Annotated in this window: 20 protein-coding genes; 15 read left to right on the forward strand and 5 right to left on the reverse strand. The window is 65.2% G+C overall.

Going from position 1 to position 19,739, the window contains the following annotated elements; translation table 11 throughout:
* The first annotated feature begins 71 nt into the window (after positions 1–71).
* Positions 72–671: a TetR/AcrR family transcriptional regulator gene (locus FZI91_RS20090; protein WP_162525921.1), complete on the forward strand. Its 600-nt coding sequence runs from the start codon at positions 72–74 to the stop codon at positions 669–671.
* 24 nt (positions 672–695) lie between these two features.
* Here FZI91_RS20090 and FZI91_RS20095 read toward each other — a convergent pair whose 3' ends face one another.
* Entirely contained in the window at positions 696–1,775 is a 1,080-nt protein-coding gene (locus tag FZI91_RS20095) for an AraC family transcriptional regulator (RefSeq protein WP_162525920.1), read from the reverse strand.
* 560 nt (positions 1,776–2,335) lie between these two features.
* Between FZI91_RS20095 and FZI91_RS20100 the strand changes: the two genes are divergently transcribed.
* Positions 2,336–2,818: an SRPBCC family protein gene (locus FZI91_RS20100; protein WP_162525919.1), complete on the forward strand. Its 483-nt coding sequence runs from the start codon at positions 2,336–2,338 to the stop codon at positions 2,816–2,818.
* Here the strand turns inward: FZI91_RS20100 and FZI91_RS20105 are convergent.
* On the reverse strand, positions 2,815–3,732 hold the full coding sequence (locus FZI91_RS20105) for an SDR family NAD(P)-dependent oxidoreductase (protein WP_162525918.1): 918 nt from the start codon (positions 3,730–3,732) through the stop codon (positions 2,815–2,817). The two genes, FZI91_RS20100 and FZI91_RS20105, sit on opposite strands and share 4 nt — an antisense overlap.
* Positions 3,733–3,927: 195 nt before the next feature.
* On the opposite strand from FZI91_RS20105, the gene FZI91_RS20110 reads away from it, so the two are divergent.
* On the forward strand, positions 3,928–4,515 hold the full coding sequence (locus FZI91_RS20110; RefSeq protein ID WP_162525917.1) for an MspA family porin: 588 nt from the start codon (positions 3,928–3,930) through the stop codon (positions 4,513–4,515).
* Positions 4,512–4,922, forward strand: coding sequence for a hypothetical protein (locus tag FZI91_RS20115; RefSeq protein ID WP_155940907.1), 411 nt, complete (start codon positions 4,512–4,514; stop codon positions 4,920–4,922). Before FZI91_RS20110 ends, FZI91_RS20115 begins: the two co-directional genes overlap by 4 nt.
* Here FZI91_RS20115 and FZI91_RS20120 read toward each other — a convergent pair.
* Together FZI91_RS20120 and FZI91_RS20125 are read right to left on the reverse strand one after the other, a co-directional pair.
* Positions 4,919–5,299, reverse strand: coding sequence for a VOC family protein (locus tag FZI91_RS20120; RefSeq protein ID WP_155940908.1), 381 nt, complete (start codon positions 5,297–5,299; stop codon positions 4,919–4,921). The genes FZI91_RS20115 and FZI91_RS20120 overlap by 4 nt on opposite strands.
* Before the next feature lie 15 nt (positions 5,300–5,314).
* The gene (locus FZI91_RS20125; protein ID WP_155940909.1) at positions 5,315–6,121 is read right to left on the reverse strand and encodes an HAD-IIA family hydrolase; all 807 of its coding nucleotides are present in this window, start codon (positions 6,119–6,121) and stop codon (positions 5,315–5,317) included.
* A 93-nt stretch (positions 6,122–6,214) separates the two neighbouring features.
* Here FZI91_RS20125 and glp point away from each other — a divergent pair, with 93 nt between their 5' ends.
* The 11 genes from glp to mnhG all read left to right on the forward strand — a co-directional run bounded on the left by glp (position 6,215) and on the right by mnhG (position 17,658).
* Positions 6,215–7,408, forward strand: coding sequence for a gephyrin-like molybdotransferase Glp (gene glp, locus FZI91_RS20130; protein WP_155940910.1), 1,194 nt, complete (start codon positions 6,215–6,217; stop codon positions 7,406–7,408).
* Positions 7,408–7,602 (forward strand): hypothetical protein, encoded by a 195-nt coding sequence (locus FZI91_RS20135; protein WP_155940911.1) that lies wholly within the window; start codon positions 7,408–7,410, stop codon positions 7,600–7,602. Before glp ends, FZI91_RS20135 begins: the two co-directional genes overlap by 1 nt.
* Positions 7,603–7,611: 9 nt before the next feature.
* Positions 7,612–8,337, forward strand: a complete 726-nt coding sequence (locus FZI91_RS20140; protein ID WP_162525916.1) for a phosphatidylserine decarboxylase — start codon at positions 7,612–7,614, stop codon at positions 8,335–8,337.
* A gap of 42 nt (positions 8,338–8,379) precedes the next feature.
* Positions 8,380–9,270 carry a CDP-diacylglycerol--serine O-phosphatidyltransferase gene (pssA, locus tag FZI91_RS20145; RefSeq protein WP_155940912.1) on the forward strand — a complete coding sequence of 297 codons (891 nt, stop codon included), beginning with the start codon at positions 8,380–8,382 and terminating at the stop codon, positions 9,268–9,270.
* A 6-nt stretch (positions 9,271–9,276) separates the two neighbouring features.
* Complete coding sequence (locus tag FZI91_RS20150) at positions 9,277–11,442, forward strand: AAA family ATPase (protein WP_155940913.1); 2,166 nt, start codon at positions 9,277–9,279, stop codon at positions 11,440–11,442.
* A 140-nt stretch (positions 11,443–11,582) separates the two neighbouring features.
* On the forward strand, positions 11,583–14,420 hold the full coding sequence (locus FZI91_RS20155; protein WP_155941159.1) for a Na+/H+ antiporter subunit A: 2,838 nt from the start codon (positions 11,583–11,585) through the stop codon (positions 14,418–14,420).
* Positions 14,420–14,884, forward strand: a complete 465-nt coding sequence (locus FZI91_RS20160; RefSeq protein WP_155940914.1) for a Na(+)/H(+) antiporter subunit C — start codon at positions 14,420–14,422, stop codon at positions 14,882–14,884. Before FZI91_RS20155 ends, FZI91_RS20160 begins: the two co-directional genes overlap by 1 nt.
* Before the next feature lie 5 nt (positions 14,885–14,889).
* The gene (locus tag FZI91_RS20165; protein ID WP_162525931.1) at positions 14,890–16,482 is read left to right on the forward strand and encodes a Na+/H+ antiporter subunit D; all 1,593 of its coding nucleotides are present in this window, start codon (positions 14,890–14,892) and stop codon (positions 16,480–16,482) included.
* Complete coding sequence (locus FZI91_RS20170) at positions 16,479–17,048, forward strand: Na+/H+ antiporter subunit E (protein ID WP_155940916.1); 570 nt, start codon at positions 16,479–16,481, stop codon at positions 17,046–17,048. The genes FZI91_RS20165 and FZI91_RS20170 overlap by 4 nt, the downstream gene beginning before the upstream one ends.
* Positions 17,045–17,335 carry a monovalent cation/H+ antiporter complex subunit F gene (locus FZI91_RS20175; RefSeq protein WP_155940917.1) on the forward strand — a complete coding sequence of 97 codons (291 nt, stop codon included), beginning with the start codon at positions 17,045–17,047 and terminating at the stop codon, positions 17,333–17,335. Before FZI91_RS20170 ends, FZI91_RS20175 begins: the two co-directional genes overlap by 4 nt.
* On the forward strand, positions 17,332–17,658 hold the full coding sequence (gene mnhG / locus FZI91_RS20180; protein ID WP_155940918.1) for a monovalent cation/H(+) antiporter subunit G: 327 nt from the start codon (positions 17,332–17,334) through the stop codon (positions 17,656–17,658). The genes FZI91_RS20175 and mnhG overlap by 4 nt, the downstream gene beginning before the upstream one ends.
* On the opposite strand, the gene FZI91_RS20185 is transcribed toward mnhG, so the two are convergent.
* Positions 17,655–19,643 carry a MinD/ParA family protein gene (locus FZI91_RS20185; protein ID WP_155940919.1) on the reverse strand — a complete coding sequence of 663 codons (1,989 nt, stop codon included), beginning with the start codon at positions 19,641–19,643 and terminating at the stop codon, positions 17,655–17,657. The genes mnhG and FZI91_RS20185 overlap by 4 nt on opposite strands.
* Positions 19,644–19,739 lie beyond the last annotated feature (96 nt).

The following is a 19,739-nucleotide window of genomic DNA, read 5'->3' on the forward strand; positions in this document are numbered from 1 at the left end:
TCGTTCTACCTGCGAAAACATGCGCTGGAGGGCAACCAGGAGGGGCACCAACCCGCCCATAGACTGGCTTGGTGTCCCCCCCTGAGCCGCGCATCGCGGCCATCCTCGATGCTGCGCTAGAACAGTTCGCGGCCGTCGGATTCATGAAGACGTCAATGGCCGACGTCGCCCGCCGCGCGGGCGTGGATCGGGTCACCGTCTACCGCACCATCGGCGGTGCGATGGAGGTCCGTGACGCGGCATTGACACTGGCGGGTCTGCGGATGGCGGCACAGATAGAGGAAAGTCTCGTGGGGATCGATGATCCCGCGGCCAAGTTGGAACAAGCATTCGTGTCGATGGTGATGACCTTTCGATCACACCCAGTGCTCGTGAAGGCGATGGAGGTCGGCAGAGGCGAGGCGCTAGACGATCTTTCACAGCGGAGCGCGATGTGGTTGACGTCGGGTGCAGAACCCATCGTGGACATACTCAAAACCTCTCGCGCCAGCGGTCGTGGATCGGTCGTCGACGACGCTGACCTCGCGAGTGTGGTCCTCAGACTGCTCCATTCCATGGTGGTGTTTCCAGACATCGGTCCCGCTATGACATCCGAGGACGATGTAAGGAACTTCGTTCGGCGCGCAGTCGTCCCGCTCATCATCGGCCAGTCGCCCGACTCCCCTAAGTAGCCTCTTCGCCGTTCAGAGTGCGCATTACCGCTGCTGGTACGAGCGGTACGCGCTGGGCGCGCTTCCTGTCCAGCGGCGAAACGCGCGGTTGAACGCGCTCGGTTCGGAGAACCCCAGCCGCTCGGACAAGACCGCGATCTTCTCGTCACCGCGAGAAAGACTGGCGATGGCCGCGTCGCGCAGAACCTCGTCCCGGATCACCCGAACCGAGGAGCCCTCTTCGCGCAATCTGCGGCGAAGGGTCTGAGCACTGACTCCCAGGCGCATGGCCATCGCGGAGGTCGTTGGCCACTGCCCTCCGATTCCCTGCTCCGTCATCCGGCGAACCTGCTCTGCCGTGGAGACCTCGTATCCACGTCTACGGAACAGCACATCTTCTGGTGATTGGGAGATGAAGTCGTCAAAATCAGCCTCGGTCCGGACCACCGGAGCAGACAGCAGCGCAGCATCCAACACCAAGGTGGGCAGTGGTGCCCCGAACCTCACTGGAGCACCGAACAGCAGCTCGTAGTCGTCGACGTCCTCGGGTTGAAGGTACGGGACCTCGACTCGGTGCACCGGAACCTTGCGGCCGATGCCCCATTCCGCGAGCCGGAGGATCGACATGAGTATTAGGTCCACAAGGAGCTCGACGGGCTTATCCACGTCACCGATGTCGAATCTGATCTCCAACTCGTCGGCTGTGCGCTCAATATGGACGGGGGGAAATCCAGGTACCGCGCCACGCAAGATCTCGAAACGCGCGATCATCGCTTCGACGTCTGACGAGGCAGAGAACACCGCGCAGCCGATCAGCCGAGTCGTTCCTCGCGGCATGGGCCCTGGCCCCAAACCGGCCAGCTCATCGTCAGTCTGTCCCCATAGCAACCGAACCACCGTGGTGAACTGGTCGTAGTTCATTCGTGCACGGCCATCGATGAGCGGTTGTGGATCGACTCCGGCATCTCGCAGAACACGGACCATGTCCCAGCGTTCTCGCGCCGCCAGCGCCAACATGGCCTCCACGCGCCGAGTCGGAACCAACGTCGCGGACCAGTCGTGGAGATTCTTCGAATCAACTACCGCATCTTGCGGGTCATCTCGTGTGCCGTCGGCAGTGTGCACGCCCCGAACGTAGCAGTCCGCCCCTCTGCACATCGGTTCGCTTTGGACGTTTAGGTCAAGAAGATCGGGAGTTTCTGTCACTCCCCCGGAGATTGCTAGACCCTAGGATCAACGACAACACGTCAGGACAGGGGTAGAACATGGGTGTCATCGCTCGCGGTAGATCATATTTCGCGTACAGCAGCCCATGGGCGATCAGCGAATTGACAAGAAGGCTTTAGGTCGGCGCCCCACGGGGCAATTCGCAGCCGCGGGAATTACAGCCCAAAAATAGCGCTACTTCCGTTGCCTGGGCGGTATCGCCACCAGTGATGTCGGCGAGCACCAAATTCTAACGAGTCGAGATCGTCGCCCAGGAATCCGAAACCCGGGCGTCCCGAACAAATCCCCTAGCGAGACTCAGGGCCCCATTCCGATTCGGCGCCACGAGCACGTAGCCATCAGAAACCTATTCTCCCCACAGCAGCACTCCTCATGTCTCCCGTCGACTGGCAATAGCACGTATTGGCCTCGACTTACACAAACAGAAACAGATTGCGAGCGAACAAATGTCACTCACGATGGATCAATCGATCGTTTCGGATCAGGAGACGAATAAGAAAGTAGATCCCTCCATGCCATCAGCATTCGCCGAATCGAGAATCAATGCACCGTGCGAGAGGGTGTGGAACTTCGCCGTCGACTTCAGCAGGTGGAGCGAATGGAACCGGATCGTCACCAACTGTGGCAGCAAATTCTCGACCGAGATCACGGAAGGCGCCGTAGTCTCCGCCGCAGTGAATGTCATGGGGATGGTCAGGACGATCTCGCTGACGGTTAACGAGTACCGTCCGTTCGAGAAACTCGTGTTCAGTGGCTCGGGCATAGCCGGCACGGAGATTACATTCACGCTGACGGTAAGGCCTGACGGTGACTCGACAGTGCTCACCCTGGGTGCCGACTTCGTCGGTCTGAGGATGGTGGGGGTTGTCGGCACGGCAATACATCAGGACGCGACTCACGCGCTCACTGAGTCGCTTACCCGCTTTGCGTCGCTTATCTAGACGGGAAACCGCACTCCGGTCAACTCCTCCGAGACGGACCAAAGCCGTTGTTGCAGAGCCTCATCGTGTGACTGCTTGCTTGACTTGACCACCTTGGGATACCCGCGGAACTCTCCGATACCGCCCGGCCCGTAATACTGGCCGCCCGCCGACGTGGGGTCGGCGGCGGCGCGTAGCGTCGGCAGCGCTCCGCGATCGGCACCTTGTCCCAGGATCGACATACCGGCGGAAGTGACACTCTCGGGCAGGAACGTCAGGTGCCGGGCCAGCTCCGTGTTCGAGAAGCCGGGGTGGGCCGCCAGCGCCACCGTCTCGGCGCCGGCCGCCACCAGCCGGCGCTGCAGCTCGTACGTGAAGAGCAGGTTGGCCAGCTTGGACTGTGCATAGGCCCCCACCCGGTCATAGCTACGATCCCACTGTAGATCGTCGAAATGTATTGCAGCCCGGAACTTATGGCCGTTGCTGCTGACGGTGACCACGCGCGAGCCGCGCACCGCGGTGAGGTTCTCCAGCAGCAATCCGGTGAGCGCGTAATGCCCCAGGTGGTTGGTGCCGAACTGCAGCTCGAACCCGTCCGCGGTGCTGCTCTTCGGCGGATACATCACTCCGGCGTTGTTGATGAGCAGATCGATCTGCGGGTAATCGGCGCCCAGCTGCGTGGCAGCGGACGTGATGTCCGGCAGCGACGACAGGTTGAGCCGCTGCAGCGCCAGGTTGGCCGCCGGGGCGGTCTTCTTGATCTCGTCGATGGCGGCGGCGCCCTTGTCCATATCGCGAACCGCAAGCACCACCTGGGCACCCGCGGCAGCCAATGCGCGGGCCGTCTCCAGCCCCAGGCCGGTATTGGCACCGGTGACAATGGCAACGCGTCCGGTCTGGTCAGGGATATCGGCGGTGGTCCAGTGCGAGGTCACGGGCTCATCCTGCCGGAGTTTCGCGATACTGCCCACCGCGCATTCACAGTTCTCCCGGTGTTCGGTACCAGGTGGCGCACAGCCATGGTGCTTACGCTCGTCGCCGGATAGCTGAGCTCGGCCACCCATTCCACGTAAGGCGGGTTCGTGCGCAAAATCACTTCTGTTGTTGCCCTTGTTATTTCGCTTTCCTGTGTGCGTGTCGCGGTGGCTGCGGCAGATCCGCTACCGGTCGCTGACGTGACCCAATCCGCGGTTACCGACGACGGCTGGCACCTGAGTGCCTCATTGACGCGGATGACGGTCAATTCGGTGCCAAACATGGCAGCGACCGCGTTCACCCGCGAGGGCTTCGTCTCCGGCAAGGCTGCCGCCAGCATTGATGCCAACGGCACCATCGCGGTCAACTCGGGCACCCTCGTCATGGGTCTGCAGCTCGGCTGCCAGATCGACCTCAGCGAGGGCGGAAGTGTGCAGGTCGGCGCCGATGCGGGCGTCAATCCCGGCTTCTCCGGGGGCACCAACGTCCTCGCGATGATCGGCCCATACGCGGAGGTGAACGGGGATATCTCGGTCAATCTGTTACCCGGGACGATCAAGAACATCGTGCTGGGCAAGAAGGCGCTCAAAGGACGTACAGGTGAAATCGTGGTTCACGACGCACATGTCAAAGTGGACGCCTGCGGCGGACCGGTCTCCATCCGGTTCTTCACCACGGCGATGATCGATACCGACAAGTCCGATGACAGCGTGAACGTGTACGGGGACATTCTCTCGCTATGAGCACTCCCCGGAAACGCCACGTACTCGCGCGGTGCATCACCGCGGCGGTCGTGTCGACGATCGTGGGCACGTCGCACGCGCCCGTCGCACGCGCCGACAACTGCAGCCCGGGTGATTTCGGTGCGTCGGCGGGATGTGCGCCTCCGGCAGCCGCCGGAGGCGATAGGGCCGAAAGTTGGCCGCCGACAAGCGTGGATTGGCCCCCCGACGGAGATTCGGAAACGGACTCGGCAATATCGGGTCCGCACGGCACCGCGTCGGCCCCCATTGTGGCGCCAGACGGTGCAGCGCCTGTCACCCACCCACCGTCGACCGCCGCCGAGCCAACGACATCACCGCCACCCATCGTTCTCGCGGGTTCGGCTCCGACCACGCCGACGACGGCGATAGTCACGCCGGGCGCTTAGGCGGGCGCAGCCCCGTGAAACACGGCCTCGACGTTGTTGCCGTCAGGGTCGCGCACGAATGCACCGTAATACCCGGGGTGATACTCCGGCCACAGCCGCGGCGCGTGCAGCACCTCGGCGCCCTCACCGGTGGCCGTCGCGAAGAATTCGTCGACCTTCTGGGCACTGGCGGCCGAAAAAGCAACGTGGACTTCCCGATTGGAACCCATATCGCTGCCATCACCGCCGATCCAGAAATCGGGCTTGCCCTCGGCGCCGTACCCGATGGCGACACCGAAATCCATCTGCCGGGAGAACCCGAGAACCCCGAGCACCTTGTCGTAGAACGCGGCCGCGGCCGGCAGATCCGCACAGTTGATACCGAAGTGATCAATCATGCTGCCGATTCTGGTCTATGGGCCCGACAATTTCGACAGAAGGGAAGGCAGATCGGCCACGGAATCCACCACGTATGCCGGTTGCATCGCGTACTGGTCGGCCGCCCACCTGTCGAGGGTGTCCTGGCGGAACTTGCCGGTCCGCACCAGCACACCGGTCATCCCCACTACCTGTGCAGCCAGCACGTCGACGTGCAGGTCGTCTCCCACCATCACGACTTGATCCGGCTCGCAGCCCATCCGCTCGGCGGCCAGCTGAAATCCCGCCGGGGCGGGTTTACCGACCGCCACGGCCTTGTGTCCCGACACCTGCTCCATGCCCGCCAGGTACACACCGGTATCGACCCGCAATCCCTCGCGGGTGCTCCACACCGCGTTGCGGTGCATCGCCACTACCGAAATTCCCTGGGCCATCAGGTCGTACACCCGGCTCAGCGCGACGTGGTCGAACTGCGGACCCGCCCCACCCAAAATGATCACGTCGGGATCATCGGAGAGGGATTCGACGAAATCGACTCCCGGCATATCCGCGGTGATATCGCCGTCGTTGAGCAGGTAACACCGAGCGCCGGGGTGGTGCGTGATCACATGATCTGCGGTCAGCATGGCGGCGGTGATCACCTCATCGGCGGGCACCGAGAGCCCGGCGGCACTGAGCAACTCCGCGATCTGCACTCGGGTCCGCGAGGTGGTGTTGGTAAGGAAGCAACGACGAATATCTTCGTCGTGCAGCGCCTTGAGGGCCTGTGCGGCGCCGTCGATCGGCTCCCACGAGGTCACCAGGACCCCGTCGATATCGAAGAGCACTCCGCCGACCGTCATCAGGCTATTTTCCCGGCATACCGCCGGACGCGCACGCCGAGGGCAGGTCGTCGCTCAAAGACGGACAACTAGGCACATGGATAGAGTTGGCCGATGCGTTCCGTCGCAGAGCATCAACAGGTCGTTGCCGAGCTGATAAAGGCTCCCGCACCCGTACGGATACCGGTCGGCGCGGCCGAACGTCTGGTCCTGGCCACCGACGTCGTCGCGCCGCTGAATCTGCCGGTGTTCGACAACTCCGCGATGGACGGTTACGCCGTCGTCCATACCGATCTGGCCGGGGCAAGCCCCGCGCACCCGGTGACGCTGCCGGTCACCGAGGACATCCCCGCCGGGCGCACCGATGAGCTGACGCTCAAGCCCGGCACCGCGCATCGGATCATGACGGGCGCCCCCGTTCCCGCGGGTGCCACCGCGGTAGTACCCGTTGAGGCCACCGACGGCGGCACCGAAACCGTGACCATCACCGAAGAACCTCGTGCCGGACGACACATCCGGTGCGCAGGCGAGGACGTGCAGGCCGGCGTCACGGTGCTGGCCGCGGGCACCCGCCTCAAGGCTCCGGCCCTGGGGCTTGCCGCGGCACTGGGCCTGGAGGAGCTCACCGTGCATCCGCGTCTGCGGGTCGTCATCGCCTCGACCGGCAGCGAGCTGGTTCCCCCTGGCACCGACCTCAAACCGGGACAGATCTACGAATCCAACGCGATCATGCTGGCCGCCGCCGTCCAGGAAGCCGGGGCCGACGCCGTCGTGGCGCCGACCGTCGCCGACGATGTCGAGCAATTCCTGTCCGTGCTGGACGAATTCGGTGCGCAGGCCGATCTGGTGATCACCACCGGCGGGGTGAGCGCCGGGGCGTACGAAGTGGTCAAGGATGCGCTCACTGACGCCGGTGTGCAGTTCGTCTCGGTGGCCATGCAACCCGGTAAGCCGCAGGGGGCGGGTCAGGTCAACGGCGTACCGGTGCTCACCCTCCCAGGTAACCCCGTCAGCGCGCTGGTCTCGTTCGAGGTATTCATTCGCGAGCCGTTAAGAGCGGCAATGGGTTTGAATCCGGCCAGGGAACGTCACGAGGCCGTGCTTACCGAAGGGATCTCCACCCCTGCCGGTAAGCGGCAGTTCCGGCGGGGGTGCTGGGACGCCGACAAGGGCACGGTGACCGTCGTCGGACCGCCCGCGTCCCATCATCTGCGCTGGCTGGCGGCGTCGAACTGCCTGCTGGACATCCCCGAGGAGGTCACCGAACTCGCCGCGGGAACGACCGTCAGCGTGTGGAATCTGACCTGATGACCGACGAAACCAGGGCCCGGATCATCGATGACGCCGGCCGCTACGGGCTCGCCGCCGCCAATCCCGGGGTCAATAGCGACATCTTGTCTCCGGGGAAGCTTGTGGACGTATCTAGCGGGAATGCCGCGGTCAATGGCATCCCGGTCACCGTGTCTGCTGCAGTGTCCCCGGTCGGCCCACTGCATCACTAGGATGGTCCGGTGGCAAGACGCCCTCGAACCCCAGGCTCCGAATCAGGAGTTCCGCATATCGTCGAACTCTTTCGCTCGACCGTCCCCCCGATCCATCCGGCAGGTCTTCCGTTCATCGCCGGCGGGTTGGGACTGGCCGGTGTTGGATTCAAGAACCGCTGGATTCGCGGAACCGGCCTGGCGCTCGCGGGCGCGTGTGCCGCGTTCTTCCGGCATCCGGCACGCATCCCACCCAACCGCGCCGACGTGGTGGTCGCCGCCGCCGACGGCCAGATCTGCCTCGTCGACCGCGCGGTGCCGCCGCCTGAGCTCGGACTGCCCGCCGAACCGCTCCCCCGCATCAGCGTCTTCCTGTCGGTGTTCGACGTGCACGTGCAGCGTGTCCCGGTCGCCGGCACGGCGACCGCCGTCATCCACCGCAGCGGCCAGTTCCTGTCCGCCGATCGCGCCGAGGCGAGCGTCGCCAATGAGCGCAATAGCGTGCAGATCCGCACCCGCACCGGGCACGATGTGGTGGTGGTGCAGATCGCGGGGCTCATCGCACGTCGCATCATCTGCCATGCCAAGGTGGGTGATCAGCTGTCGATCGGCGATACCTACGGGCTGATCCGATTCGGTTCCCGCGTCGACACGTACCTGCCCGAGGGCTCGAAAATTCTTGTCCAGAAGGGACAACGGACCATCGGCGCCGAGACGGTGCTCGCCGAGCTGCCCGCCTCGACGGTTGTCGCGTAAGCGGTTCATCCATGACACGGTCTTCGCCCAAAAGGCTCATCCATGACACGATCTGACGCCTCTAGGCCCCCCGTCCACATCCGGATCCTGCCGAGTGTGATGACGGTGCTGGCGATCTGTGGTGGCCTCTCGTCGATCAAGTTCGCATTCGACGGAAAGCCATATATCTCGCTGACGTTGATCGCCGCGGCGGCGATCCTCGATGGGCTGGACGGCAGGATCGCCCGACTGTTGGACGCGACGTCCCGGATGGGCGCGGAGATCGACTCGCTGGCCGACGCGGTGAACTTCGGTGTCGCCCCCGCGGTGGTCCTGTACATCTCCATGCTGTCGGAAACCCCTACGGCATGGGTCTTTTCGCTGCTCTACGCGGTATGCATCGTGCTGCGACTGGCCCGTTTCAACACCCTGCTCGACGACGATTCCCAGCCCGCCTTCACCAAGGAGTACTTCGTCGGCGTGCCCTCCCCGGCAGGGGCGTTGATGGTGCTGGCGCCGTTGGCCGTACATCTGCAATTCCCCGACGAGGAGTGGCCCACCAATGTGTGGGGCGTCTGCGCGTGGATGGTGTTCGTGTCGGTCCTCATCGTCAGTCAGATCCCCACCGCCGCTATGAAATCCATCTCGGTGCCGCCCCGCATGGTGGTACTGCTGCTTGCGCTGGTGACGGTGGCCGCGGCCTTGCTGCTGCAGTATCCGTATGTGCTGCTGCTGGTTCTGATTGTCGTGTATCTGGCGCATATCCCCTTCGCCTGGCGCAGCCAGCGGTGGGTTGCCGCGCGGCCAGAGTCCTGGGACGCCAAACCCAAGGAGCGCCGGGACCTTCGCCGCGATCAGCGGCGGGACCAGCGACGCGCCTTCCGGCAGGCCGCGCTGCCGAAACGGCGCACGGCCGAACGCATGGGGCTGCGACGCCCCGGCAGACCTCGCTAGGTTCGCATGAGCTCGCTCACGCTCACTGCCCGGCTGAACACATCCGCCGTCGACTCGCGGCGCGGTGTCGTCCGGTTGCATCCGGAAGCGATTGCCGCCTTGGGCATCCGGGAATGGGATGCGATATCTCTGACCGGTTCGCGAACGACTGCGGCGGTCGTCGGAGTCGCGCCGCGCTCGGTGCCGACCGGCACTGCCCTGCTCGACGACGTCACCTTGTCGAATGCCGGACTGCGTGAGGATGCGTCGGTCATCATCGCACCGGTGACGGTGCACGGGGCGCGGTCCATCACCGTGAGCGGATCTTCCCTCGCTAGGCAGTCCGTTTCGTCCGCGACGCTTCGGCTTGCCCTGCTGGGCAAGGTGATGACGATCGGCGACACCGTGTCGCTGCTGCCGCGAGATCTGGGGCCGGGTACATCGACATCGGAAGCGACGAGTGCGCTCGCCCGCTCGGTGGGTATCACCTGGACCTCGGAGCTGCTGACCGTGACCGCGGTCGATCCGGCCGGTCCGGTCAGCGTGCAGCCCAATTCGTTGGTGAGCTGGCAGGGTGCGACCCCCTCTCCGCAGACGGCGACCCCGGTGGCCGAGGCGGCCCCACCCCCGGAACCCCCCGCTGCGGTGTCCGTCGAGGACCTCAAAGGCTCCCAGGCCCAGGCCGCGCGCCTCACCGAGTGGCTCAAACTGGCCCTCGACGAGCCCAACCTGCTGAAAACACTTGGTGCCCAGCCCAATCTGGGCGTGCTAATTTCCGGGCCGGGCGGTGTCGGCAAGGCGACGCTGGCGCGTGCGGTGTGCGCACCGCGCACAGTGGTCGAGCTGGACGGGCCGGAGGTGGGCGCCACCACCGCAGATGGACGCCTGAACGCGATCCGCGGCGCGGTGAGCCGCGTCCGCCAATCGGGCGGAGTGCTGCTCATCTCCGATGTCGACGTACTGCTGCCGGCCGCGGCCGAACCCGTGGCGACGCTCATTCTCGCCGAGTTACGTTCCGCGGTAGCCACTTCCGGGGTGGCATTCATCGCGACCACTGCACACCCCGACGCGATCGACGTGCGATTGCGCGCCCCCGAGCTGTGTGATCGCGAGCTGGGCCTGAGCCTGCCAGACGCGGCCACCCGCAAGGCGCTGCTGGAGGTTCTGCTAGCCAAGGTGCCCTCACAAGACTTGCAGCTCGATGAGATCGCATCACGCACACCGGGTTTCGTGGTGGCCGATCTGGCTGCGCTGGTACGCGAATCCGCACTGCGGGCCGCCGCACGCGCCAGCGAGAAGGCCACCGCACCAACGCTGAGCCAGGAGGATCTGGTCGGCGCACTATCCGTGATCCGGCCGTTGTCCCGGTCCAGTACCGAAGAGGTGGCCATCGGGTCGATCACCCTCGATGACGTCGGCGACATGGTGTCCACCAAACAGGCGCTGACAGAAGCAGTTCTGTGGCCATTGCAGCATCCCGACACCTTCGCGCGGCTGGGCGTCGACCCGCCCCGCGGGGTGCTGCTGTACGGACCGCCGGGCTGCGGGAAGACATTTGTCGTGCGCGCGCTGGCCAGTTCGGGTCGGCTGTCGGTGCATGCCGTCAAGGGCGCCGAGCTGATGGACAAATGGGTGGGTGCCTCCGAACAGGCCGTGCGCGACCTTTTCCGGCGGGCCCGCGATTCGGCACCCTCGCTGGTGTTCCTCGACGAGGTGGACGCGCTAGCCCCGCGACGCGGGCAGAGCTTCGACTCGGGTGTCACCGACAGAGTCGTGGCCGCCCTGCTCACCGAGCTGGATGGGGTGGAGCCGCTGCGCGATGTGGTGGTGCTCGGCGCCACCAACCGGCCCGAGCTCATCGATCCGGCCCTGCTGCGTCCCGGCCGGATGGAACGGCTGGTGTTCGTCGAGCCTCCGGATGCGCAAGCCCGCAAGGAGATTCTGAAGACGGCCGCGAGGTCAGTGCCGCTGGACGCCGATGTGAATCTGGATGCCCTCGCCGTCGAGCTCGAAGGCTTCTCGGCCGCGGACTGCGCGGCGTTGTTGCGCGAGGCCGCGATGGCGGCGATGCGTCGATCGATCGATGCCGCCGACGTGACCGTCGCCGATGTCGAAACCGCGCGTGCCACGGTGCGCCCATCGTTGGATCCGGTGCAGGTGGCATCGCTGCGTGCGTTCGCCGACAACCGTTAGTCAGCGCCTCTTCCCCTGACGCCGAGTACGTCTGTATTTGCTGCGCGAGAGCGCCCGCCACCCAACCGACGCGAAATACCCCCGCCCCGTAAACTAGACACGACGACACCCCGCCCAACAACCGATAGACGGGAGTGCCTTTGCTTGCCATTCTGCTTGCGCATGCCCTGGCGGCTGCGGTCGCGCCGCTACTTGTTGCGCGCGCCGGCCGAGTGGCGTTCTACCCCCTTGCCCTGGTCCCATTGGGTTCGCTGATCTGGGTATTGGCACGATGGCCGGGCGACGGTGCAGACGTCCGAGTAGACGTCCCGTGGGTACCCGAGCTGGCGATGGACATCTCGTTGCGCTTCGATTCGCTCGCCGCGATCATGAGCGTCCTGGTGCTCGGCATCGGGTCCCTGGTGCTGTTCTACTGCGCAAGCTACTTCCGCCATCGTGACGGCCACACCGAGCCGCGGCTCCCGAGCTTCGCCGCCGAGCTGGTGGCGTTCTCCGGCGCCATGTTCGGCCTCGTCGTCAGCGACAACCTGCTGCTGCTCTACATCTTCTGGGAACTGACGACCGTCCTGTCCTTCCTTCTGGTGGGGCACTACGCCGAGCGACTCGCGAGCCGTCGCGCCGCGGTCCAGGCACTGCTCGTAACCACCGCCGGCGGTCTGGCGATGCTGGTCGGGGTCATCGTGCTCGGCCATGTGGGCGGCAGCTTCTCGCTATCCGATCTCATCGCCCACCCCCCGTCGGGGATGGCGGCCAATGTCGGTCTGGTACTGGTGCTCATCGGCGCATTGAGCAAGTCCGCCATTGTGCCCGTACACTTTTGGCTTCCCGGCGCCATGGCGGCACCCACCCCGGTCAGCGCCTACCTGCACGCCGCGGCGATGGTGAAAGCCGGCATCTATTTGTTGGCCAGGATGTCGCCCGGGTTCGCCGAGGCGACGCCTTGGCGGCCGACCATTCTGGTGTTGGGCATCGCCACCATGATCCTGGCCGGCTGGCGGGCACTGCGTGAGTACGACCTCAAGCTGATCTTGGCCTTCGGCACGGTAAGCCAGCTCGGATTCCTGGTGGTACTCACCGGAACCGGCGATCCCGACATCCTGCTGGCCGGCCTGGTCATGCTGTGCGCACATGCGTTGTTCAAGGCCACGCTGTTCATGGTGGTGGGCATCATCGACCACACGGTCGGCACCCGCGATATCCGCAAGCTGGCCTGGCTAGGAAATCGCGAACCCGCGCTACTCGTGATCGCCGGGCTCGCCGCGGCGAGCATGGCGGGGGTGCCGTTGACCCTCGGGTTCGTCGGCAAGGAACTTGCCTTCGCCACGGTGCTGCACAGTCGGGTGCTCGGTTCGGCGGCGCCGTGGGTGCTGGCGGGAATCGTCATCGGGTCGATGTTCACCATCACCTACAGCATGCGGTTCATGTGGGGCGCATTCGCGCGCAAGGGCTTACCTGAGCCGAGTGCTCGTGTGCACGGATTGCACGCACCGGCACCGGTATTCCTGGTGGCGCCCGCGCTGCTGTCGGTGGCGGGAATAGCGGCCGGAGTGCTGCCCGACTGGCTGAACTGGGCGCTGGGCAGCTACGCCAATCCCATTGACGCACATATCGCGATCTGGGAGGGCTTCGGACTTCCCTTGCTGCTCACCGTGATCGCCTTCGCGGTCGGCATCTTTGCCTTCTTCTCACGAGGACGCCTACGCCGGGCGCGGCTCGCCGTCAACCCCTTGGGGAACGCCGACCGCGGATACGATGCCGTGCTGCGCGGCGCCGATGTGCTGTCACAGCGACTGACCGCGCTGACCCAGCGCGGCTCGATCCCGTTTACCCAGGCCACCATTCTGGTGACCCTGGTGACGCTGCCGACAATCGTGCTAGCCGTCGGCGACCGCGATCAGGCACACCTGAAACTGTGGGATTCCCCGCTGCAGGCCGTGGTGGGCGTGCTGATGCTCGCGGCCGCCATCGGTGCGACGGTCATGCGTAACCGCCTCGCCGCGGTGCTGCTGGTGGGCATCACCGGATACGGGACGGGCACCATCTTCGCCCTGCATGGGGCGCCCGATCTCGCACTCACCCAGTTCCTCGTCGAAACCCTCACACTGGTGATCTTTGTGCTGGTGTTGCGCGCCCTGCCCGCCGAATCGGATGTTCGGCAGGCCAACAGGTTCCGGTTGCCCCGTGCCGTGCTCGCGATCGCGGTCGGATGCACCGTGACCACACTCGGGGTGTACGCGATGGCGGCACGACGCGATCGCCCCATCGCCGACCTGCTCCCCGAGGCAGCGTATCTACGCGGGCACGGGGCCAACACCGTGAATGTGTTGTTGGTGGACATCCGCGCCTGGGACACCCTCGGCGAGATCTCAGTGCTGCTGGTCGCCGCGACGGGGGTTGCCTCGTTGATGTTCCGGCACCGGCGTTTTGGACGAGCCCCCAGGGTTGGCGACGCCGCCGGACAGCCCGATGTGGTGGTGGCATCTGGCAGCTGGCTGCGTGGCAGCGAGCTACGCGATCCGAAGCACCGGTCGTTGGTCCTCGAGGTAGCGACGCGGCTGATCTTTCCCCTTGTCATGGTGTTGTCGATCTACTTCTTCTTCGCTGGACACAACGTCCCAGGTGGAGGATTCGCGGGCGGCCTCACCGCCGGCCTGGCCCTGGTGCTGCGCTATCTGGCCGGCGGGCGATACGAGCTGGGTGAGACCCTGCCATTCGATGCGGGGAAGATCCTCGGACTCGGACTTGCCTTCTCCGGCGGCACCGCACTGGCGTCCATGCTGCTGGGCGCGCCCGTATTATCTTCAGCCACAATACAATTCGACCTCATCGGATTCGGGCACGTCAAGATCGTGACGGCGCTGTTCTTCGACCTTGGCGTATACCTGGTGGTGGTCGGCCTGGTGCTCGATGTGCTGCGCAGCCTGGGAGCGCGCCTAGACGTCGAGCTGGAAGAGACCCCGCGGCAGGTGCATGCATAATGACCAATCTCGGACTGCTCATCATCATCGGCGCGCTCACGGCGTGCGGCGTCTACCTGATGCTCGAGCGCAACCTGACGCGCATGGTGTTGGGCCTGCTTCTGATCGGCAATGCCGTGAACCTGCTAATCCTCACGGTGGGTGGCCCGTCGGGCAATCCTCCGATCATCGGGCGACAGTCCGCCGGCCGAGACACCGTGGCAGATCCGTTGGCGCAGGGCATGATCCTCACCGCCATCGTCATCACCATGGGCGTCGCGGCATTCGCGCTGGCCCTCATCTACCGCATGTTCACTCTGGAAGCCGACGATGTCGTGGATGATGACGCCGAGGACGCACGCGTCGCGCAGGAGCCACCGGAACCGGTCACCGATGACGATGAGGAGCACCGGGAAGAAGCCGGATCCCTCGACGAGGACTCCCCCACCGAGCTCGATGCGCTACCAGTGGGTGAGAAGCCATGAGTGCCATGACTGTTCTCACGCCGCTCCCGGTCCTCATCCCCACGACCGCGGCCGCATTAACCCTCATCGCTGGACGTCGTCCCCGACTGCAATTGCTGATCACCGTCACCGCGCTGACCACCGTGCTCGGGGTCTGTGTGGCATTGCTGTACCTGGCGGACCGCGATGGCACCTTCGCGCTGGCCGTCGGCGGATGGGGGCCCACCCCGGACCGGCTGGGACCGCTCGGCATAACCCTTGTGGTGGATCGCCTTTCGGCGATGATGCTGGTGGTATCGGCCATCGTGCTGCTGGCGGTGGTGCTGTACGCGGCGGCGCAGGGTATCCGTGACGGCGATGATCGCCAGCCGGTGTCGATCTTCCTGCCCACCTATCTGGCGCTGTCGGCGGGCGTGTGCAACGCCTTCCTCGCCGGCGACTTGTTCAATCTGTATGTCGGATTCGAGGTTCTGCTGGCCGCGAGCTTCGTGCTGCTGACCATCGGGGCCAGTGCCGACCGAGTGCGCGCAGGCATCTCGTATGTGATGGTCTCGATGATGTCCTCGGTGGTCTTCCTGCTGGGCATCGCCTTCGTGTACGCGGCCACCGGAACCCTGAACATGGCCGAAATCGCGGTGCGCGCAGACGGTATCCCGTCGGGCACCCGGATGGCGATCTTCGCGGTGCTGCTCATCGGCTTCGCCATCAAGGCTGCCATCTTCCCGCTGTCCACCTGGCTGCCCGACTCGTACCCCACCGCTCCGGCACCGGTCACCGCAGTCTTCGCGGGCTTGCTTACCAAGGTGGGTGTGTACGCGATCATTCGCGCGCATTCCCTATTGTTCCCCGGCGGCGTCCTGAACACCGTACTGCTGGTAGCGGCACTGCTCACCATGATCGTCGGCATCCTGGGTGCCATCGCGCAGAGCGATATCAAACGACTGCTGTCCTTCACCCTGGTCAGCCACATCGGGTACATGGTGTTCGGCATCGCGCTGTCCAACGAGCTCGGCATGTCGGGGGCTATTTTCTATGTGGCACACCACATCATCGTGCAGACGACCCTGTTCCTGGTGGTCGGCCTGATCGAACGACAGGCCGGGGCATCGTCGTTGAACCGGCTGGGCGGCCTGGCCGCCGCGAGCCCCCTGCTGGCCTTCGCCTTCCTGGTGCCCGCGCTGAATCTCGCTGGCATCCCACCGTTCTCGGGGTTCATCGGCAAAGTCGCACTGCTGGAAGCGGGATCCCTGCAGGGCTCGGTGCTGGCATGGACGCTCGTGGCGGGGGGCACCGTGACGAGCCTGCTGACCCTGTATGCGGTGGCCCGGGTGTGGACCAAGGCGTTCTGGCGCCCACGTGCCGATGCGCCCGAGGGCGATCTCGCCACTGCGGCGCCTTCCGCTCTTCTCGACGACGCCGTGGATGTGGCCTACGTCGATCGGGAAGATGTGGGCCGGATGCCGATCGGGATGCTGGCACCCACACTGGGCCTGATCGCCGTCGGCGTGGCCCTTACGATCTTCGCGGGACCCATCATCGGCATTAGTGACCGCGCTGCCGCTGAGGTTCGTGACCGTGCGGTGTACATCAGCGCCGTCCTTGGCGGTGGTGCGCGATGAAGACCCTGGCCAGATACGGCCCGCGCGAAATTGCGCTACGGGCCTGGATTCTGGTGTGGCTGGTGCTGGTCTGGACCATGCTGTGGGGCAACTTCTCGGTGGCGAACACCATCACCGGGCTGCTGGTGGCCTTGGCGATCACCGTGTTACTACCCATGCCCCGACTGCCCGTTGAGGGACGGCTGCATGTGGCGTCCATGGTCCGGTTGGCGTTCACCGTCTTCTGGTACTCGGTGCTGTCCAGCCTGCAGGTCGCCTGGCTGGCCATCAGGCCGGGGCCACCGCCGTTGAGTGCCGTACTGCGGGCACAGATTTCGGTGAAGTCGGATTTGGTTATGGCGCTGCTTCTCAACACGTTGACGATCATTCCGGGGTCAGTGGTCCTCGAGATAGATCAGGAGCGCCGGCTGGCATACGTGCACGTGCTGGATGTGGGCTCACCGAAAGCCGTGGCGGGCTTCTATTCCCAATTACGGAAATTGGAAGCACTTTTCATCGCGGCCTTCGAGAGAGACGTCGACTGGCACCCCGAAATCGACGAGTCCGAGACGAGGGAGGGAATATGAGCCTCGTATGGCAGATCGCCGCGGTGCTGCTCGTTGCCGCAGCGACCGTCACGATGTACCGACTGCTCGCCGGACCGAATACTCTGGACCGACTGGTCGCCGTGGACACCCTGGTCGCCGTCACCATGTGCGGACTTGCGGCGTGGGCGGCCTACAGCCTGGATTCCACTGTGCTGTACGGGATTGTTGCGTTGTCGCTGATTAGTTTCATCGGCTCGGTGAGCGTGACCCGGTTCCGCGTGCCCGATACCGCGATCGATCCTCACGACGAGAGAGGACGCCGATGAATGCATTCCTCGACGGCCTCTCCGGTGCACTGGTCTTGTTCGGTTCGGTACTGGCCTTGACCGCCGCCATCGGTGTGGTGCGCTTCCCAGACACCTTGGCCCGCATGCATGCCGCGTCCAAGCCACAGGTGTTGGGGCTGCTGCTGGTGTTGACCGGTGCCGCGCTGCGGCTTCGGGGACATACCGATGTCAGCATGATCGTATTGGCCGGGCTGTTCACCATCATCACCGCGCCGGTGGTAGCACATCGGGTGGCGCGGTTGGCGTACCGCGAGCGGAGCATCCGCGATGATTTGATGACAACGGACGAGCTGGAGCGTTAGCCCCAGCTCGTCTGCCGGGTGTTTCCACCCTCGTAGAAGCCATCGGCGACGGCGGCGGCCAGCTCCATGAATGCCATCCGAGCCTTCTTGCCCATCAGCTCCAGTGAGATCTCTGATCCCTCCGACAGGTGGTTGTCGAACGGGATGATGTGCACCGCGCGGGCACGCGTCAGAAAGTGCCGGCTCAGCTGCTCAAGGTCGATCGATGACGCGCCCGGCCGAGATGAGCTGATGGCTACCACCGATTGACGCACCAGATGCGAATACCCGTGGTGGTCAAGCCAATCCAAGGTCGCCAGGGCGCTGCGCGCACCATCGATGGCAGGCGATGTCACAAGCACAATCGCGTTGGCTTCGCCCAGCACGCCGGCCATCGCCGAGTGCATGAGCCCGGTACCGCAATCGGTCAGGATGATGTTGTAGAAGCGCTGCAGGATCCGCATCGCCGCGAGGTAGTCGGCTTCCGAGAATAGTTCCGATGCCGCCGGATCACGCTCCGAGGCAAGCACTTCCAAGCGGCTGGCGCTCTGCGAGGTGTGCCTGCGCACATCGGAGTACCGGTGAATATCGGGATCGCGCAGGAGGTCTCGCGCCGTGGAGCGCGTCTCGTCCGGGCCGCGCTGGGCGAGTGTCCCGAAGTCGGGGTTGGCGTCGACAGCGATCACCCGGTCACCACGCAGTGAGGCGAAGGTGGCGCCCAGGGAGAACGTGGTGGTGGTCTTGCCCACGCCGCCCTTGAGCGACAGCACGGCAATCCGGTAATCACCGCGGACCGGCGCGTTGATCCGGTCGATCAAATCACTACGATGCGACTCGTCCGTCGACTCGCCGGGGTTGATCGCTCCACCGGAGAGCCGGTGAACAGCCTTGCGCCACCCGCTCCTTGGCAGTGGCTTCACCGACCTGATCAGACCAAGCTGATCATGGCTCGGCCCCTGCGGTCGCGGCGGCTGCTGCGGCTGCATCGGACGGCGCACTGGAATCTCGGGCCGCGCGGCGGTGAACGGCGTCTGGCCCGGCACATAGCCCACCGGGCCTCCCGGTGCCCGTGGTGGCGCGGCCGGCGCATTCCAGTCCCCCCGCGGGAACATTTCGGGCGGGGCTGCCGGTGACGGTGACGGTAGGAACGGTTGCGCCGCCCACGGATTCGCGGGCGGCGTGCTGGAGGGCGCTGTTTGGGGGGCCTGGCCGCCCCACGGCGTCATACCCGCCGGAATCATTGACGACGCGTCGTCGGGCCGAGCCTGCGCGGCCGGTTCCACGCGCTCGGGGACTGGCGGAACCTCGGCGGGCGCCTGCTCCCGGGGTGTCTCCTCCCCAGACCGCTCTTCGCTGGGCCGCTCTTCCCTGACCGGCTCGGGAGGAGCCGCCCCGACGGCAGGCTCGGGCACCATTGCGGAGGCGGGCCACGCAGGCAGTTCACTCGCCGGTTCCGGCGCGAGCGGCTGTGCAAAAGGTGCCGCGGCCTCGATCGGCGCCGGCGGCTGCGCCGCGGGCCCAGCCTCCGGCGGAACGTAGTAGTTCTGCGGCGGCGCATAGTAATTCTGCGGTGGCGGGTAGTTCTGTGGTTGTTGGTAGTTCTGCGGTTGTTGGTAGTCCTGTGGTTGTTGATAGCCCTGCGGTGGCTGCTGAACTGGCGCGCCGTAGCCCTGAGGCGGACCCGGCGGGGCCGGGTTTTGGTACTGCGGCATGCCATGCGCGCTCAATGGATCGGGTTCCCATGTCGGGTTCATCGGCCGCTGGTTGCTGCGCTGATGATTCCGCTGACGCCGAGACAGCTTGGGAGCCTTGGGCAACGGGGGCGGCGGTTGGAGCGTCGGCTGCGGGAAGTAGTCGGCGCTCGGCGGAACGAACTCCTGGTTCGAATTCTTGGATCGACGGAACGGACTGCCCTTGGTGTCCTGGCCCAGCCCATCCGCGATGGGCTCACGCCACGGTCCGCTGGGCGGTGGCGAATCGGGTGCGTTGTCCTTGGAATCAGCCATCTCAGATCACTTCGCCATCATTCCGAGTACATCCGTGCGTGCCGACTTCACGTCAACGGCCTCGATTCGCCGCAACGCATCTTCACTAAGATCCTC

This window comes from Mycobacteroides sp. CBMA 271 (assembly GCF_009729205.1).
Lineage (GTDB): Bacteria > Actinomycetota > Actinomycetes > Mycobacteriales > Mycobacteriaceae > Mycobacterium.